The 14,758-nt window shown below is 67.9% G+C and carries 14 protein-coding genes; 10 read left to right on the top strand and 4 right to left on the bottom strand.

Translation table 11 applies throughout. The annotated features are described in order from the left end of the window. The first annotated feature begins 296 nt into the window (after positions 1-296). The 5 genes from FV233_RS09770 to FV233_RS09750 all read left to right on the top strand — a co-directional run bounded on the left by FV233_RS09770 (position 297) and on the right by FV233_RS09750 (position 5,111). Positions 297-1,310 (top strand): 2-keto-3-deoxygluconate permease, encoded by a 1,014-nt coding sequence (locus tag FV233_RS09770; RefSeq protein ID WP_147854599.1) that lies wholly within the window; start codon positions 297-299, stop codon positions 1,308-1,310. A gap of 1 nt (position 1,311) precedes the next feature. Beyond that, positions 1,312-2,556, top strand: coding sequence for a four-carbon acid sugar kinase family protein (locus tag FV233_RS09765; RefSeq protein WP_147897355.1), 1,245 nt, complete (start codon positions 1,312-1,314; stop codon positions 2,554-2,556). After that, positions 2,553-3,554, top strand: a complete 1,002-nt coding sequence (pdxA, locus tag FV233_RS09760; RefSeq protein ID WP_147855079.1) for a 4-hydroxythreonine-4-phosphate dehydrogenase PdxA — start codon at positions 2,553-2,555, stop codon at positions 3,552-3,554. Before FV233_RS09765 ends, pdxA begins: the two co-directional genes overlap by 4 nt. Positions 3,555-3,614: 60 nt before the next feature. Then, the gene (locus tag FV233_RS09755) at positions 3,615-4,373 is read left to right on the top strand and encodes a DeoR/GlpR family DNA-binding transcription regulator (protein WP_147897354.1); all 759 of its coding nucleotides are present in this window, start codon (positions 3,615-3,617) and stop codon (positions 4,371-4,373) included. Between the two features lie 102 nt (positions 4,374-4,475). Continuing rightward, entirely contained in the window at positions 4,476-5,111 is a 636-nt protein-coding gene (locus tag FV233_RS09750) for a methyltransferase domain-containing protein (RefSeq protein WP_147897353.1), read from the top strand. 39 nt (positions 5,112-5,150) lie between these two features. On the opposite strand, the gene FV233_RS09745 is transcribed toward FV233_RS09750, so the two are convergent. Genes FV233_RS09745 through FV233_RS09730 form a run of 4 tightly spaced genes read right to left on the bottom strand, consistent with a single transcriptional unit; the run spans position 5,151 to position 8,603 of the window. Then, on the bottom strand, positions 5,151-6,440 hold the full coding sequence (locus FV233_RS09745; RefSeq protein WP_147897352.1) for an FAD-binding oxidoreductase: 1,290 nt from the start codon (positions 6,438-6,440) through the stop codon (positions 5,151-5,153). A gap of 8 nt (positions 6,441-6,448) precedes the next feature. After that, a complete protein-coding gene (locus tag FV233_RS09740) occupies positions 6,449-7,180 on the bottom strand; it encodes an amino acid ABC transporter ATP-binding protein (protein WP_147855083.1) in 732 nt (243 codons plus the stop codon). Continuing rightward, positions 7,177-7,830, bottom strand: coding sequence for an amino acid ABC transporter permease (locus FV233_RS09735; RefSeq protein ID WP_147855084.1), 654 nt, complete (start codon positions 7,828-7,830; stop codon positions 7,177-7,179). The genes FV233_RS09740 and FV233_RS09735 overlap by 4 nt, the downstream gene beginning before the upstream one ends. 5 nt (positions 7,831-7,835) lie before the next feature. Further along, positions 7,836-8,603, bottom strand: coding sequence for an ABC transporter substrate-binding protein (locus FV233_RS09730; protein ID WP_147897351.1), 768 nt, complete (start codon positions 8,601-8,603; stop codon positions 7,836-7,838). Between the two features lie 173 nt (positions 8,604-8,776). On the opposite strand from FV233_RS09730, the gene FV233_RS09725 reads away from it, so the two are divergent. The 5 genes from FV233_RS09725 to FV233_RS09705 all read left to right on the top strand — a co-directional run bounded on the left by FV233_RS09725 (position 8,777) and on the right by FV233_RS09705 (position 14,649). Further along, complete coding sequence (locus tag FV233_RS09725; RefSeq protein WP_147897359.1) at positions 8,777-9,370, top strand: cupin domain-containing protein; 594 nt, start codon at positions 8,777-8,779, stop codon at positions 9,368-9,370. Positions 9,371-9,526: 156 nt separating this feature from the next. Then, entirely contained in the window at positions 9,527-10,741 is a 1,215-nt protein-coding gene (locus FV233_RS09720; RefSeq protein WP_147897350.1) for an ABC transporter substrate-binding protein, read from the top strand. Between the two features lie 71 nt (positions 10,742-10,812). Continuing rightward, positions 10,813-11,571, top strand: a complete 759-nt coding sequence (locus tag FV233_RS09715; protein WP_147897349.1) for an SDR family oxidoreductase — start codon at positions 10,813-10,815, stop codon at positions 11,569-11,571. Positions 11,572-11,691: 120 nt separating this feature from the next. Beyond that, positions 11,692-13,284 carry a gamma-glutamyltransferase family protein gene (locus FV233_RS09710; protein WP_147897348.1) on the top strand — a complete coding sequence of 531 codons (1,593 nt, stop codon included), beginning with the start codon at positions 11,692-11,694 and terminating at the stop codon, positions 13,282-13,284. A gap of 90 nt (positions 13,285-13,374) precedes the next feature. Further along, positions 13,375-14,649 (top strand): MFS transporter, encoded by a 1,275-nt coding sequence (locus FV233_RS09705; protein ID WP_246689945.1) that lies wholly within the window; start codon positions 13,375-13,377, stop codon positions 14,647-14,649. Positions 14,650-14,758 lie beyond the last annotated feature (109 nt).

Here is a 14,758-nt window from a genome sequence, read left to right as displayed (position 1 = left end):
AATAATAACTGAGCTTTTTAATTCAAAGTATTTATATTTTATGCGTTTTAATCGATCTTCCTCAGGCAAGTAGCCAATTTTACGGTGCCAGCAAATCTGCGTTTACCGCGTTGATGGCACCACACCGAAAAACCCAAAGAATATGTCGCGTACGAGGAAGGCGGGTCCGTCCTGTGCGCGAACCACGCATCAGAATTGACCATATGCGCGGAATGCGCAATCTACTCGCCAGGCGAGGTCGGCATTGCCGACCGGACTATAAAAATTCGCGTGCATCACGCAGGGAGGAAACGAGCATGCAGATCCCGATCAAGCGGGCGATCGAGCGTGTCCCGGGCGGCATGATGGTCGTGCCCCTGCTCATCGGCGCGTTGATCGCCACGTTCTTTCCGGGAACCCCGAAGTATTTTGGTTCTTTCACGGGAGCGCTATTCTCGGGTGCGCTGACGATCCTGGCCGTGTTCTATGTTTGCATGGGTGCAAGCATAGATTTTCGCGCCACCCCTTACATCGTCAAGAAAGGCGGCACCCTTCTCCTCGTGAAGATCGGGATCGCCTTGATCCTGGGGCTGATCTTCGGACGGGTTCTCGGTGAGGCGCCGGTTGCCGCGGGAATGTTCGCGGGGCTGTCCACCCTGGCCATCGTCGCGAGCATGAACGACACGAATGGCGGTCTCTACATGGCGCTGATGGGCCAATATGGGCGCCCGCGCGATGTCGGGGCCTACACGGTCATGTCGCTCGAGAGCGGACCCTTTCTGACGATGGTAACGCTGGGCGTCGCCGGCCTCTCGGCGTTTCCCTGGCAGACGCTGGTCGGCGCGGTTCTCCCGCTCCTCGTCGGCATGATCATCGGAAACCTGGACCGCGAGATGCGCGCATTCCTGAGCCGCGCGATCCCGGTGATGATCCCGTTCTTCGCCTTCGCCCTCGGGGCGGGCCTCGATCTGAGCAAAGTGTGGCAGGCCGGCCTGCTGGGCTTGGCGATGGGGGTCGCGGTCGTGGTCCTCACCGGCATCCCGCTGTTCCTCGCCGATCGCCTGACAGGCGGGACAGGTGTTGCGGGCGTCGCTGCCGCGTCGACGGCCGGCAATGCCGCGGCCGTGCCCGCGATCGTTGCCGCGGCCAATCCGGCCTACGCGGATGCCGCCGGTCCTGCGACGATCCTGGTCGCGGCCTGCGTCGTCGTCACGGCGATCCTGGTCCCGATCGTCACCGCCTGGACGGCGCGAGTCGTCGGCCGCGGCGGAGACGAGCTGGAAGCGCTCGATGGAGAGCCCGTTGGTCCCGCGCCGGTCAGCCGCGCCTGAAATGGGCGCGCGCTGGCTCATCCTCGCCGACGATCTGACGGGCGCCGCCGACTGCGCGATCGCGTTCCGGCGGCGCGGAAGCGCCGCGGCCGTGATGTGGGGTGATGCGGCGCCGGACGATCAGCTTCCGATCCTGTCGTATGATGCCGACAGCCGTGGTCTCTCCGCAAAGGCCGCAGCCGGGCGCCATGCTGCTCTGCTGGAGCGACTGCACAGCGTGGATCGACGCCTGTTCAAGAAGATCGACTCGACGATGCGGGGGCAGCCCGCTGCCGAAAGCGCCGCAACGTTGGCGCATCTGCGTACCCGATACGGTCAACAAGCCTTCGGTGTGCTGGCACCGGCTTTCCCCGCGACAGGCCGGACTACGGTGAATGGCCGGATGCGGGTCGGCGGCCGTCCGTTAGAGGAGGCGGAGGTCTGGCGGCGCGATCATACCTATGCCAGCGCCGACCTCGGCGCGATGCTGGCGACTGCCGGGATCCGGGCCGGAACGATCACACTGCCGGTAGTGCGAGGTGGCCGTCTCGCCGACATGCTGGCGGAGGCTGCCGCCGGTCCTGACGAAATCGTCGTCTGCGATGCCGAAACCGACGACGACCTGCACCGTATCGCCGAGGCAGGACTGGCTGCGACGCCGTCTGCCTGCTTCATCGGCAGTGCCGGGCTGGCGCACGCACTCGCGGCTACCGGGCCGAAGGCTGCACGCGAGCCGGTCCGGATCACACCGGACGGGCGCGGCACGCTCCTCGTGGTCGGTTCGCTCGCCGAAATCTCGCGCGCCGGTGCCAGGCGTCTCGTCGCCGACGGCTGCGTCGCGCACCTGCCGGTCTCCCCAGAGACGTTGCTGGCCCGGGAAGGCCAGGGGTCTCTGGCGACGCAGCTCGCGGAGTGGCTGACAGCCGGCCAGGATGTCTTGGTCGAGATCATGCTCGGCGGCGAACCCGACATGAGTATCGGGCCGCGGCTCGCGCGTGCGCTGGCCGAAGCGCTGGCGCCGACCGCCGGGCAAATCGGGGCGCTCGCCGCCACGGGCGGCGAGACCGCGGCGGCGCTGTTGACGCGCTTCGATATCCACGGGATCCAGCTGGCCGACGAGATCGAGCCGGGCGTCTCGCTCGGCCTCACACTGGGTCGGCTTTCGATCCCCATCGCCACGAAGGCCGGGGCGTTCGGCGACGCCGACAGCCTCGCGCGCATTCGTGACCGCCTGCGCAGAGCGCGAATTGAAGGAAGCCTGACATGACCCGTCCGACCATCGCCATCACCATGGGCGATCCCGCCGGCATCGGGCCGGAGATCATCATGAAGGCGCTGGCGCATCCGGAGGTCCACGCGATCTGCCAACCGCTGGTGGTCGGCGATGCCGGGCGCCTGCGGCAGGCGGGCCGCATCGTCGGGGCCACGATCGGGGTCGCTTCGCTGGCCGATGCGGGCGACGCAGCGTTCGACACCGACGCGGTTCAGTGCATCGACCTGAAATGCGTCCCCGACGACCTGCCGTTCGGGAAGTTGTCCCCGATCGCCGGCGAGACCGCCTATCGTTGCATCGCGGCGGCGGTGGAGATCGTCCAGGCGGGGCAGGCGCAAGGCATCTGCACCGCGCCCTTGTCGAAGGAGGCGCTGCACGCGGCCGGCCACAAGTTTCCCGGCCACACCGAGATGCTGGCCCATCTCACCGGGACGCCGGAAGTCTCGATGATGCTGGTCTCGCCCAAGCTTCGGGTGATCCACGTCACGACCCATATCGGCCTGATCGACGCCATCGCGCGGATCGAGCCCGGCCTCGTCGAGCGCGTCATCGCCCGGGGACATGCGGTGCTGGTGAAGGCCGGCATCGCCGAGCCGAAGATCGGCGTCTGCGCCATCAATCCGCATGCGGGCGAGAACGGCCTGTTCGGTCATGGCGAGGAGGCGGAGAAGATCACGCCGGCGGTCGAGGCCTGCCGCGCAAAGGGCTGGGACGTTCGTGGCCCCCTGCCGGCCGACACCTTGTTCTTCTTGGCCGGCCGGGGCGATTACGACATGGTGGTCGCCATGTATCACGATCAGGGTCACGGCCCGATCAAGGTGCTGGGTCTCGAGGCCGGGGTGAACATCACGGTCGGCCTCCCGGTGATCCGGACCTCCGTAGATCACGGGACGGCCTTCGACATCGCCGGCACGGGCGTCGCGGACGAGCGCAGCTTGATTGAGGCCTTGCGGCAGGCGGTCGAGCTGGCGCCGAAACCGCTCGCGGCTTGACAGGATTGCCGGGACGGATGGAAGCGCCTCCTGTCGCGGGCAGGTAGGAAGAGCACGGCTATGCGCGGTACGGAACGCCGGGCGCGGCTGTTGGAGGCGCTGGGGCTGGGTGAGATCGATGTGGACGATCTCGCACGACGGTTCGGCGTCTCCGCCTCGACCGTCCGGCGCGATCTGCAGCACCTCTCCGACACCAAGGCGGTGCGGCGGACCTACGGCGGCGCCATCCTGGCCGCGGCCATGCCCGAGACCACGCTCGACCAGAGGCTGGCGATCAACGGCCCTGAGAAGCAAGCGATCGCCCGGGCGGCGCTCGCACTCATTGCGGATGGCGAGACCCTGATCCTCGATGCCGGCTCGACGGTCACGGCCTTCGGGCGCCTGCTGATCGATCGACGGCTGCGCATCATCACGAACAATCTGGCGCTGCTTCCCTGCCTTGCGCAGGCACCTGGAATCGATCTCGTCGTCCTCGGCGGCGGCCTGAGAGCCACGAGCATGAGCACCGTCGGCCCCCTCGCCGTCGAAGCACTGCAGAGGATGACCGCGGATCGGACGGTGATGAGCGCGGACGGCGTGGTCGCGGGACGCGGCCTGTGCGAGGCGAGCCTCGATCAGGTCGCGCTCAAATCCGTGATGATCGCGCAGGCGCGTGAGACGATCGTGCTGGCGAACGCAGGCAAGCTCGGGCGCGCGGAGCAGATGGCGTGGGCTCCGCTCCCACGGCGCTGGACTTTGGTCACCGACGCGACAGTTCCAGCGGACGAGCGGCGGCACCTCGCGGACGCGGGCGCCTTCATCATCGTCGCTGACTCCTGACGAACCCGGTGCCGTCGGCAGACGCGATCGAACGTTGGGACGGTCAGAGCCGAGCACGCGCTGTGCGATCCCGGTGCGACGGCCGACCAAGGTGTACCGATCATGACCCAGAATCTGCCCGAGCTACCGCCGGAAGCGTTCGCCAAGCCCGACCGCCATCCCGATCCGCTGTTCTACGCGCAGCCGCGGTTGGTCGCGCATATCGACGCGGCCGCGATCGCCGCCGTGACCGACCTCTACCGTGCGGTCGTGCCTGCCGGCGGCATCGTCCTCGACCTGATGTCCAGCTGGATCAGCCACCTGCCGGACGAGGTCGCCTACGGAAGCGTCATCGGCCACGGGATGAACGCGGCGGAACTGGCCGCCAACCCGCGTCTGGCCCGGCACTTCGTCCAGGATCTCAACACCGAGCCGCGCCTGCCGCTCGACACGGCGAGCGTCGACGCGGCACTGCTCTGCGTCTCGGTGCAGTACCTGCAGCGACCCGTGGACGTCCTGTCCGAGGTCGCCCGCATCCTGCGCCCCGGCGCACCGGTGATCATCAGTTTCTCGAACCGCTGCTTCCCGACCAAGGCGGTCGCGATCTGGAGCGCCCTCGACGGTGAGGGGCACGCGCAGTTGGTTAGCCTGTACCTGCAGCGCGCCGGCTTCCCGCGCGTCGAGACCCGCGTCCTGAAGCGCGCGGGTGGCTCGGGCGACCCGCTGACAGCGGTCATCGGATGGACGGGCTCGGCCTGACAGCTTTTCCGGCCCGGATGGAGAATACAGCGGTCCGCGTCAGCGAATGCCGCCGTCGCTGAGCCGGTACCAGGCGATGATGGCCGACACGTACAGGCGGTGGAACGCGTGCAGCGGCAGCGGTTCGACCGGTGTCAGCGGCAGCGGCAGGCGGTCCGGATCCCCAGTCGCGACGTAGTCAGCGATCAACCGTCCCATGGTGGATTGCAGGCCGACGCCGCGGCCCTGGCAGCCGATGTCGATGATGAGACCGGGTGCGGGCTCGTGGAGGTGCGGCAGGTAATCCTGCGTGATCGCCACACGGCCGCACCAGCGATGGTCGAACGCGACCCCGTCGAGCTGCGGGAACAGCTTGCCGACGATGCGCTCGAGATGGGCCCAGTCGCGGGCACCGCGCGGCTCGCGGAACGGACCGCGGCCGCCCATGAGCAGGCGGCCGGTATGGTCGAGGCGGAAATACAGCAATAGCTTGCGTGTGTCCGACGAGACCTGCCCCTCGGGCAGGATCGAGCGCCGCAGGTTGTCCGAGAGCGGCTTTGTGGCGACCTGGAAGGAATTGGCCGCGATCACGGTCTGCGCCAGCCCGGGCCACAGGTCGCCAGTATAGCCGTTGGTGCACAGGACGACCCGCTCGGTCGAGAGCCGCGCGCCCTGAGCGGTCGTGACGGTCCAGGTCGATCCGCTGCGGGACAGGCCGGTGACGGGGCTGCCGCCGTGGATGGCGGCGCCAGCCTTCAGCGCCGCGCGGGCGAGACCACGGGCGTAGCTCAGCGGCTGGACCGCACCGCCGCGGCCGTCGAGCCAGCCGCCCAGGTATCGCTCCGTTCCGAGAAGCCGCGCGGTCTCGGACTTGTCGAGGACCCGGGTCGGCGCCCCGAGCCCCGCCCATTGCTCCGCCCGGCGCGCGACCTCGACGAGCCCGGCCTCGGTATGCGCGCCCTGGATCCAGCCGGCGCGTTGGTGCGGCACGTCCATCTCGTGCCGGGCAATCAGGTCGAAGACCGTATCGGCGGTGCTTCCGGCAAAGCGCGCGAGCCGCTCGCCGCGCTCGCGCCCGAACTTGGCGACGAGGTCGGTGGGATCGTATTTCAGGCCCGGGATCACCTGGCCGCCGTTGCGCCCAGACCCGCCGAAGCCGACCTCGCGAGCCTCCAGCACGACCGGTCGGATCCCGCGCTCGGCGAGGTGCAGGGCGGTCGAGAGGCCGCAGAAGCCGCCGCCGACGATCACCACATCGGCGTGCCCGGATTCGGACAGGGGCGGCGTCTCGGGTCCCGGTGGTGCGGTGGTGGCCCAGAGCGACGGCGCGAGGGGAAACGGTTCGGCCACGGTAATCCCTAGAGCGGATGCAGCACCCGCTGCAGGAAGTCCTGGGTGCGCGGGTGTTGCGGGCGATTGAGGATCTCGGCGGCCGGCCCCTGCTCGACCAGGCGACCGCCATCGAGGAACAGCACGCGGTCGGCGACCTCCCGGGCGAACCCGATCTCGTGGGTCACGACGATCATGGTCATGCCCTCGTCCGCCAGCCCGCGCATCACCCGCAGGACATCGCCAACCAGCTCGGGATCGAGGGCCGAGGTCGGCTCGTCGAAGAGGATCGCCTCCGGGCGCATGGCCAGGGCCCGCGCGATGGCGACGCGCTGCTGCTGCCCGCCGGAGAGCGCATCGGGCCGGGCATGCTCCTTGCCGGCGAGGCCGACCCTGGCGAGCAGCGCCCTGGCGCGGTCCTCGACCTCGGCGCGGGGCTCTCGCTTCACGTGGATGGGCCCCTCGACGACGTTCTCCAGCGCGGTGCGATTGGCGAACAGGTTGAAGCGCTGGAACACCATGGACACACGGGTCCGCACCGCCTGGATGCTGCGCTTGTCCCGGTCGACGCGCTGGCCGTCGACCCGGATCTCGCCGCCGTCATAGGCTTCGAGTCCATTGATGCAGCGCAGCAGCGTCGACTTGCCGGAGCCTGAAGGCCCGATGATGCAGACCACCTCGCCCTTCGTGACTTCGGCCGAGACGCCCTTGATCACCTCCAGTGAGCCGTAATGCTTGTGCACATCCTGAAGGACGATCACCGGTGGCGCCCCTTCGCTTCGAGGTGGCGCACCAGCAGGATCAGCGGAAGGCTCAGCGCCAGGTACATCAGCGCCACCATCGTGTAGACGCTGGTGTTCTTGAACGTCGAGGAGGCGATGAGCTTGCCCTGGAGGGCCAGTTCCGCGACCGTGATGGTCGAGGCCTGCGACGAATCCTTGAGCATCATGATCATGATGTTGCCGTAAGGCGGCAGCGCGATCTTGACCGCCTGGGGCAGGATCACCCGACGCATGGTCATCCACCAGCCCATGCCGATCGACAGGGCGGCCTCGACCTGCCCGCGGTCCACCGCCTCGATGCCGGCCCGGAAATTTTCGGCCTGGTAGGCCGAATAGGCGATCCCGAGCCCGATGATCGCAGCCTGCACCGCCGTGAGCGACAGGCCGAAATCCGGCAGCACGAAGTAGATGTAGAACAGCTGCACGATGATCGGGATACCGCGCAGGATGTTGATCATCACCGCGCTGAAGCCGGCCAGCACGGCGATGCCCGAGACCCGCAGCACCGCCCAGAACAGGCCCAGGACGGTCGAGACCACCAGGGAGGCCAGGGTGATCAGAACCGTGAGCTGCACGCCCTGGAACAGGATCGGCAGATAATCCTGCGCGTCGGCCAGGAACTCGCGCATGAAGCTCAGGACCGGTCGGCCGAGGGCGGCAGACCCCACTTCGTCAGGATCTTCTCGAGCGTCCCGTCGGCCTTCAGCTTGGCGAGCGCGGCGTCGATCTTGGCGAGCAGGGCGGTGTCGGCCTTGCGCACGCTGATGCCCACCGAGGCGACGACGGTCGGCTTGAGGGTCTCGACCAGCCGGACGCCGGGAAACATCCCCTGCTTGACGTAGTAGGCCAGGATCGGCGCGTCGGCGAAGCCGGCCTTCAGCCGCCCGGAATTGACGTCGCGAATGATGTCCGGGATCGCGTCGTAAATCTTCACCTCGGCGAAAAGACCCGATTTCTTCAACGGATCGACGAAGGCGGTACCGACCTGGGCGCCGACGGTCTCACCCTTCAGGTCGGCGAAGGACGTGTAGTCCTTCGTGTCGGCTTTCGGGACGATCAGCCCCTCGCCGTAGCTGTAGACCGGAGCCGAGAAGGCCACGACCTCCTTGCGCTGGGGTGTGATGAACATCGCCGCCGAGATGATGTCGATCTTCGAGGCGGTGAGTGCCGGGATCAGCGTCGAAAATTGCAGTGGCTCAACCGCGACGGCGAACCCGGCCTCCTTGCCGACCGCGTTCACGAGATCGACCATGACCCCTTGGATCGAGTTGGTCTTGGTGTCGAGGAAGGTGAACGGCAGGCCGGTGGGCGTGGCGCCGACCCGCAGGGGCGGCTCGGCCCTGGCCGGGCCGGCGATCAAGAGGGCGAGGCTCAGGCCCAGGCTCGGAAGCAGGCGTCTCATGGCGCGGATCCTCGACACTGGCATAGCGCGACTCTGCGCTATCGCTCGTCTGTTTTCATATCTGTGAAGATTACCGCACGGTTCGCGGCTCGACGCAAGATGATTTCACGTGCATGAAGATGCCACGGATTTTCCAGGATGACGCGGCGGTGAGCAGGCCCAAAGTCGAACCGATGGCGGCCGATCCCGTGGACTGGGCCGTGGGCCAGCGGCTGCGCGCCCTGCGCCAGGAGCGGCGGCTGTCCCTGGAAAAGGTCGCGGCCAGCACCGGCCTCTCGATCGGCTTCATCAGCCAGGTGGAGCGCGGCCTGTCCTCGCCGTCCCTGCGCGTCCTGGCCCTACTCGCCGACACGCTCCAGACCGGGATCGGCGGTCTGTTCGAGACGACCGCCCCGGAGAAGGACCCCGACCCGATCGTGGTGTTCGAGCGGGACCGGGCGGAACTCAAGCTCTGGCGCGCCGGGATCACCAAGCAGCTTCTGACGCCCGCGGGCAGGACGCCGAGCCTCAGCCTGTTCCACATGGTGCTCGAGCCGAAGGCCAGCACGGGCGACGAGCTGTTCAGCCACGACGGCGAGGAGGCCGGCCTGGTGCTCGAGGGGCGCCTGACCCTCGTGGTCGAAGCCCGGACGCTGGACCTTGCCGCCGGCGACAGCTTCCGCTTCGCCAGCCATCGGCCGCACCGTTTCGGCAATCCGGACGGCCGGACGCGTGCCGTCGTCCTGTGGGTCAACGCCTTGGGGGCGGATCGAACACCGGATCCGTGACTGGCTGCAACGCTCGCGCACAAGTCAGCGCAGCGGCCCGGCGGAGGGAGACTTCCGCTAGGTGTTTCGCAGACCATGGCGACCGGTCTTGACGCTGAGTTGTAGCCCGTGCCCTCGTAACACGCACAAAAAGAAGCATCCGACGGGAGGTCCACCATGGCGCTGATCCGCAGCTGCGTCCTCTCGGCAGCGATCGCCTGCGGCGCGATGGCCGGGGCAGCCGCGGCGGAGCCGATCACCGTGAAGGTGGGTGTCCTGAACGATATGTCGGGGGTCTACTCCGATACGGGAGGCCAGGGGTCAGTGGTCGCCGCGCGGCTCGCGATCGAGGATTTCGCCAAGACCGACGCCAACGTGCGGGTCGATCTCGTCTCCGCCGACCATCAGAACAAGCCGGATGTCGGCGCCGCCATCGCACGGCAATGGTACGATCGCGACGGGGTCGACGCGATCTTCGACGTGCCGACGTCCTCGGTGGCCCTGGCGGTGAGCCAGGTCACGCGCGAGAAGAACCGGATCTTCATCGATTCCGGCGCCGGGACCACGGACCTGACCGGCAAGGCCTGCTCGCCCAATACGATCCAGTGGACCTACGACACCTATGCCCTCGCGCACGGCACAGCCGGCGCGATGCTCAAGCGCGGGGGCGAGTCCTGGTACTTCCTCACCGCCGACTACGCGTTCGGGATCTCGCTCCAGAACGAGGCCTCCGCGGTCGTCCAGAAGGGCGGGGGCCGCGTGCTCGGTGCCGCCAAGGTGCCGTTCCCAGCCACGGACTTCTCGTCGTTCCTGCTCCAGGCGCAGGCGTCGGGGGCGAAGGTCGTCGGGCTCGCCAACGCCGGCGGCGACACGATCAACGCCGTCAAGCAAGCCCACGAGTTCGGTCTGACGGAGAGCGGTCAGACCCTGGCGGCATTGCTCGTCTACGCGGTGGACGTGCATTCGCTCGGCCTGCAGACGGCCCGCGGGCTGGTGCTCACCGAGTCGTTCTACTGGGATCTCAACCCCGGCACGCGTGCCTTCTCCGAGCGTTTCGCGCCGCGCCACAACGGCACCATGCCGACGATGAACCAGGCGGGCGTCTATGCCGGCCTCCTGCACTACCTGAAGGCCGTCGCGGCGACGAAGTCGAAGGATCCGCAGACGACCATGGCCTGGATGAAGGCCAACCCCACCGACGACCCGCTGTTCGGCAAGGGCTCGATCCGGGTCGATGGCCGCAAGCTGCACCCGATGTACCTGTTCGAGGTGAAGGCGCCGGCCGAATCCAAGGGCGAGTGGGACCTGTACAAGCTCCTCGACACCATCCCGGCCGAGCAGGCGTTCCGCCCCCTCGCCGACGGCGGATGCCCCCTGGTCGCGAAGAACTAGACCCGGAGGACGGCGTCCGGCGCAGGCACGGGTGCGGCCCTCGACGAAGGACGTTCGGGAGATCACTCGCCATGCTGCGTGATATCAGAGGACAGGTCGCCTGGGTGACGGGAGCCGGGTCCGGCATCGGACAGGCCGCCGCGATTTCGCTCGCCAAGGCCGGGATGCGGCTGGCCCTCACCGGGCGGCGGGCGGACGCCCTGGAGCAAACCGCGGACCTAGTCCGCGCCGCGGGCGGCGAGGCCCTGGTGGCGCCCGCCGACATGGGCCGCGCCGCCGACGTCGAGCGTGCCTGGGCGGCGGTCCACGCGGCCTACCAAGGCTGCGACATCCTGGTGAACTCCGCCGGGCTCAACGTGCCGAACCGGTCCTGGAGCGAGATCTCGAATGCCGACATCGACGCGGTGATCGGCGTAGACCTCAACGGCCCCTTCTACGCATCCCGGGCCGTGCTTCCGACGATGCGCGCCCAGCGGGGCGGCCTGATCATTCAGGTCTCGTCGTGGGCCGGCCGGTACGTGTCCAAGCTGACGGGGCCGGCCTACTCGGCGGCCAAGCACGGGCTGGTCGCGCTCTCCGAGAGCCTGAACCAGGAGGAATGCGGACACGGCATCCGCTCCTGCTGCATCTGCCCCGGTGAGGTCGCGACACCCATCCTGGACAAGCGTCCCGTTCCGGTCACGGCGGACGACAAGGCGCGCATGCTGCAATCGGACGATCTCGCCGAGACGATCCTGTTCGTGGCGCGCCTCCCGGCGACCGTCTGCGTCAACGAGATCCTGATCAGCCCGACGTGGAATCGCGGCTACCTCGAAGGGATCAAGCTCTGAGCGGGAAAGATCGCCCCCGATCATCGGTTTATCGGGATCCGCGGCTCGATGTGGCCCTCTTTGAGGGCATGAGGCTTGCTGAGACTGGTTCTGCCAGCCGGGGACGTCCACGAGGCCGATATGCAGTACCGACACGATGCGCTCTACGCCTCCCGGCGCTCGCCCGTCTTCGCGCGCAATCTCGTCGCCACGTCGCAGCCGCTCGCCACGCAGGCCGCGTTGCGGATGCTGCAACAGGGCGGCAACGCCCTCGACGCGGCGCTGGCGGCGGCCATTGCGCTCACGGTGGTCGAGCCCACCGGCAACGGCATCGGGTCGGACGCCTTCTGCATCCTCTGGCACGACGGCAAGCTCCACGGGCTCAACGCGTCCGGCCGCTCGCCGGCTGGTTGGACGCCTGAACGCTACGCCGGGCACACGGCGTTTCCGCATCGCGGCTGGGACACCGTCACGGTCCCGGGCGCAGTCTCGGCTTGGGTCGAGCTATCGCGGCGCTTCGGCCAGCTGCCGTTCGAGCGCCTGTTCGAGCCGGCCATCGATTACGCCGAGGCGGGCTTCCTCGTCTCGCCGGTCATCGCCGAGCTCTGGCGGCGCGGCGCGGCGGAACTGAAGAACCAGCCCGGCTTTGCGGCCACCTTCATGCCGGACGGGCGCACGCCGGCCGCCGGCGAGCTGTTCCGGTCGCCCGGCCATGCGCGCACGCTCCGGTCGATCGCCGAGACGCGTGGCGACAGCTTCTACCGGGGGGCGTTGGCTCACCGGATCGCGGATTTCGCCCGCGCGCACGGGGCGGCGCTCGACGAGGGCGACCTGGCCGACCACAGCGCGGATTGGTGCGGCACGATCCAGCAGGATTTCGGCGGCGTGAGCCTGCACGAGATCCCCCCGAACGGTCAGGGCATCGCGGCGCTGATGGCGCTCGGTATTCTCCGGGCGACCGGCCTCGAGGATCTCCCGGTCGACGGCGCGGACGCGCTCCATCTCCAGATTGAGGTCATGAAGCTCGCTTTCGCGGATGTCTACGCCTACGCGGCGGACCTTCGCCACATGACCAAGGTTACCCACGACCATCTGCTGGACCCGGGTTACCTGGCGTCGCGAGCGGCCCTGATAGACCATCGGCGCGCGCAGGTGTTCGGGCATGGAGCGCCGAACGAGGGCGGGACCGTGTGCCTCGCCACCGGCGACGCCGACGGCATGATGGTCTCCTACATTCAGTCGAACTATTCGGGCTTCGGGTCCGGCGTGGTGGTCCCGGAGACGGGCATCAGCCTGCAGAACCGCGGGTACGGCTTCACCCTGGCCGAGGGCCATCCCAACCAGGTCGGGCCGAGCAAGCGCCCGTTCAACACGATCATTCCGGGCTTCGTGATGCAGAACGGCGCACCGCTGATGGCGTTCGGCTTCATGGGCGGGCCGATCCAGGCGCAGGGCCACGTGCAGGTGGTGGTCCGAACCCAGGTGTGGGGGCAGGATCCGCAGACGGCGGTGGACGCGCCCCGCTGGCGCCACGTCGCCGGCCTGCAGGTGGCGGTCGAGACCGCGTTCCCGGCCTCGACGCTGGGCGACCTGGAGGCGCGCGGCCACGAACTCGTCCGCGAGCCGCCGGATTCTGCCTTCGGGTTCGGGGGGGCGCAGCTCGTGCGCAGAATTGAGGGTGGCTACGTCGGCGGCTCCGATCCCCGCAAGGACGGCCATGCCGGCGGATTTTAGATCCTCGCCCGACGACGTCTGAAAACCCCGTCGCGACGCGCGCCTCATCCAACCGAGATCGAGCAGCATATGTCGTCACCGGACGCGGCCGTGAGCGCGACACCCGTCCGCGAAGCGTCGCAAATGTATAAGGCGGTGATCGCGTCCTCGATCGGGAACGCCCTCGAATTCTACGATCTCACGCTGTACCTCTACTTCGCCGTCACGATCTCGAAGCTGTTCTTCCCGACCGACAATCCGACCACGTCGCTACTGATCGCCCTCGGCAGCTTCGGCATCTCGTACTTAATGCGCCCGCTCGGGGCGATCGTGCTCGGCCTCTATGCGGACAGGGCCGGCCGCAAGCCCGCACTGATGCTGTCGATCATGCTGATGATGGTCGGGACCCTCATGATGGTCGTGATGCCGTCCTACGAGTCGATCGGCATCCTGGCCTCGGTCGGCGTGCTGGTGGCACGGCTGATCCAGGGTTTCTCGGTCGGCGGCGAGTTCGGCGCATCGACCGCCTTCATGGTCGAGCACGGGCCGACGCGCAAAGGCTTCTTCGCGAGCTTCCAGTTCGCCAGCCAGGGCCTGGCGAGCGTCCTGGCGGCCTTGTCCGGGGTCATCCTGAGCGCCACGCTGAGCGCTGACCAGATCGCCGCGTGGGGCTGGCGCTTGCCGTTCGCGTTCGGGCTGTTGATCGGTCCCGTGGGCCTCTACATCCGTCGCAACATCACGGAGACGCCCGAATTCGAGGCCTCGGCCGAGACGGGTGAGGCGCGCTCACCCGTACGCGATCTGTTCGGGCAACAATGGCTCAACATGCTGCTGGCGACGGGGCTCGTGGCGACCTCCACGGCGCTGAACTACATGATCAACTACACGCCGACCTACGCCGCCAAGCAACTCGGTCTGCCGTCCTGGATCGGTTTCCTGGCATCGTTCGTCGGCGCCGTCATGCTGATGACGGTCGCACCGCTGGTGGGGCACTGGTCCGATCGGGTCGGCCGGACGCCGATCATGCGGATCGTGGTGATCGCGGTGTTCGTGCTGATGATTCCGGCCTTCGCGCTTCTGATCAGCTACCCGGTCCTGCTCGTCATCGTGCCGGTGCTCGCCCTGATCGGCGGCCTGAAGGCGAGCTACAGCGCGGCCCTGCCGGCGCTCATGGCCGAGATCTTCCCGACCCGCACCCGAAGCACGGGCATGAACATCAGCTACAACGTCGGCGTGACGCTCTTCGGCGGCTTCGCACCGTTCTGGATCGAGAGCCTGATCGCAATCACGCACACGCCGCTCGCGCCCAGTTTCTTCCTGATGTTCGCAGCCGGAATCAGCCTCACGTGCCTGGTGCTGTTCCGTAGGAAATTTGGATTGCGATGATCTGTGTCTCCGTAATCGGAAGAAGGCGGCGGCTGCCGGGTGCAGCTTAAGCCGGGGCGTGTCCTGCAGAGTTTGATCCGGACGTGAGGCAGTCGCCCGGCCTGGGTAA

Source organism: Methylobacterium sp. WL7, assembly GCF_008040085.1.
Lineage (GTDB): Bacteria > Pseudomonadota > Alphaproteobacteria > Rhizobiales > Beijerinckiaceae > Methylobacterium > Methylobacterium mesophilicum.
This window is presented reverse-complemented; position numbering and strand designations above follow the sequence as displayed.

Bases quoted from the DNA above. Each gene is read 5' to 3' on its own strand.
- FV233_RS09770 (WP_147854599.1), top strand. From the start codon at position 297: ATGCAGATCCCGATCAAGCGGGCGATCGAGCGTGTCCCGGGCGGCATG.
- FV233_RS09765 (WP_147897355.1), top strand. From the start codon at position 1,312: ATGGGCGCGCGCTGGCTCATCCTCGCCGACGATCTGACGGGCGCCGCC.
- pdxA (WP_147855079.1), top strand. From the start codon at position 2,553: ATGACCCGTCCGACCATCGCCATCACCATGGGCGATCCCGCCGGCATC.
- FV233_RS09755 (WP_147897354.1), top strand. From the start codon at position 3,615: ATGCGCGGTACGGAACGCCGGGCGCGGCTGTTGGAGGCGCTGGGGCTG.
- FV233_RS09750 (WP_147897353.1), top strand. From the start codon at position 4,476: ATGACCCAGAATCTGCCCGAGCTACCGCCGGAAGCGTTCGCCAAGCCC.
- FV233_RS09735 (WP_147855084.1), bottom strand. From the start codon at position 7,830: ATGCGCGAGTTCCTGGCCGACGCGCAGGATTATCTGCCGATCCTGTTC.
- FV233_RS09730 (WP_147897351.1), bottom strand. From the start codon at position 8,603: ATGAGACGCCTGCTTCCGAGCCTGGGCCTGAGCCTCGCCCTCTTGATC.
- FV233_RS09725 (WP_147897359.1), top strand. From the start codon at position 8,777: ATGGCGGCCGATCCCGTGGACTGGGCCGTGGGCCAGCGGCTGCGCGCC.
- FV233_RS09720 (WP_147897350.1), top strand. From the start codon at position 9,527: ATGGCGCTGATCCGCAGCTGCGTCCTCTCGGCAGCGATCGCCTGCGGC.
- FV233_RS09715 (WP_147897349.1), top strand. From the start codon at position 10,813: ATGCTGCGTGATATCAGAGGACAGGTCGCCTGGGTGACGGGAGCCGGG.
- FV233_RS09710 (WP_147897348.1), top strand. From the start codon at position 11,692: ATGCAGTACCGACACGATGCGCTCTACGCCTCCCGGCGCTCGCCCGTC.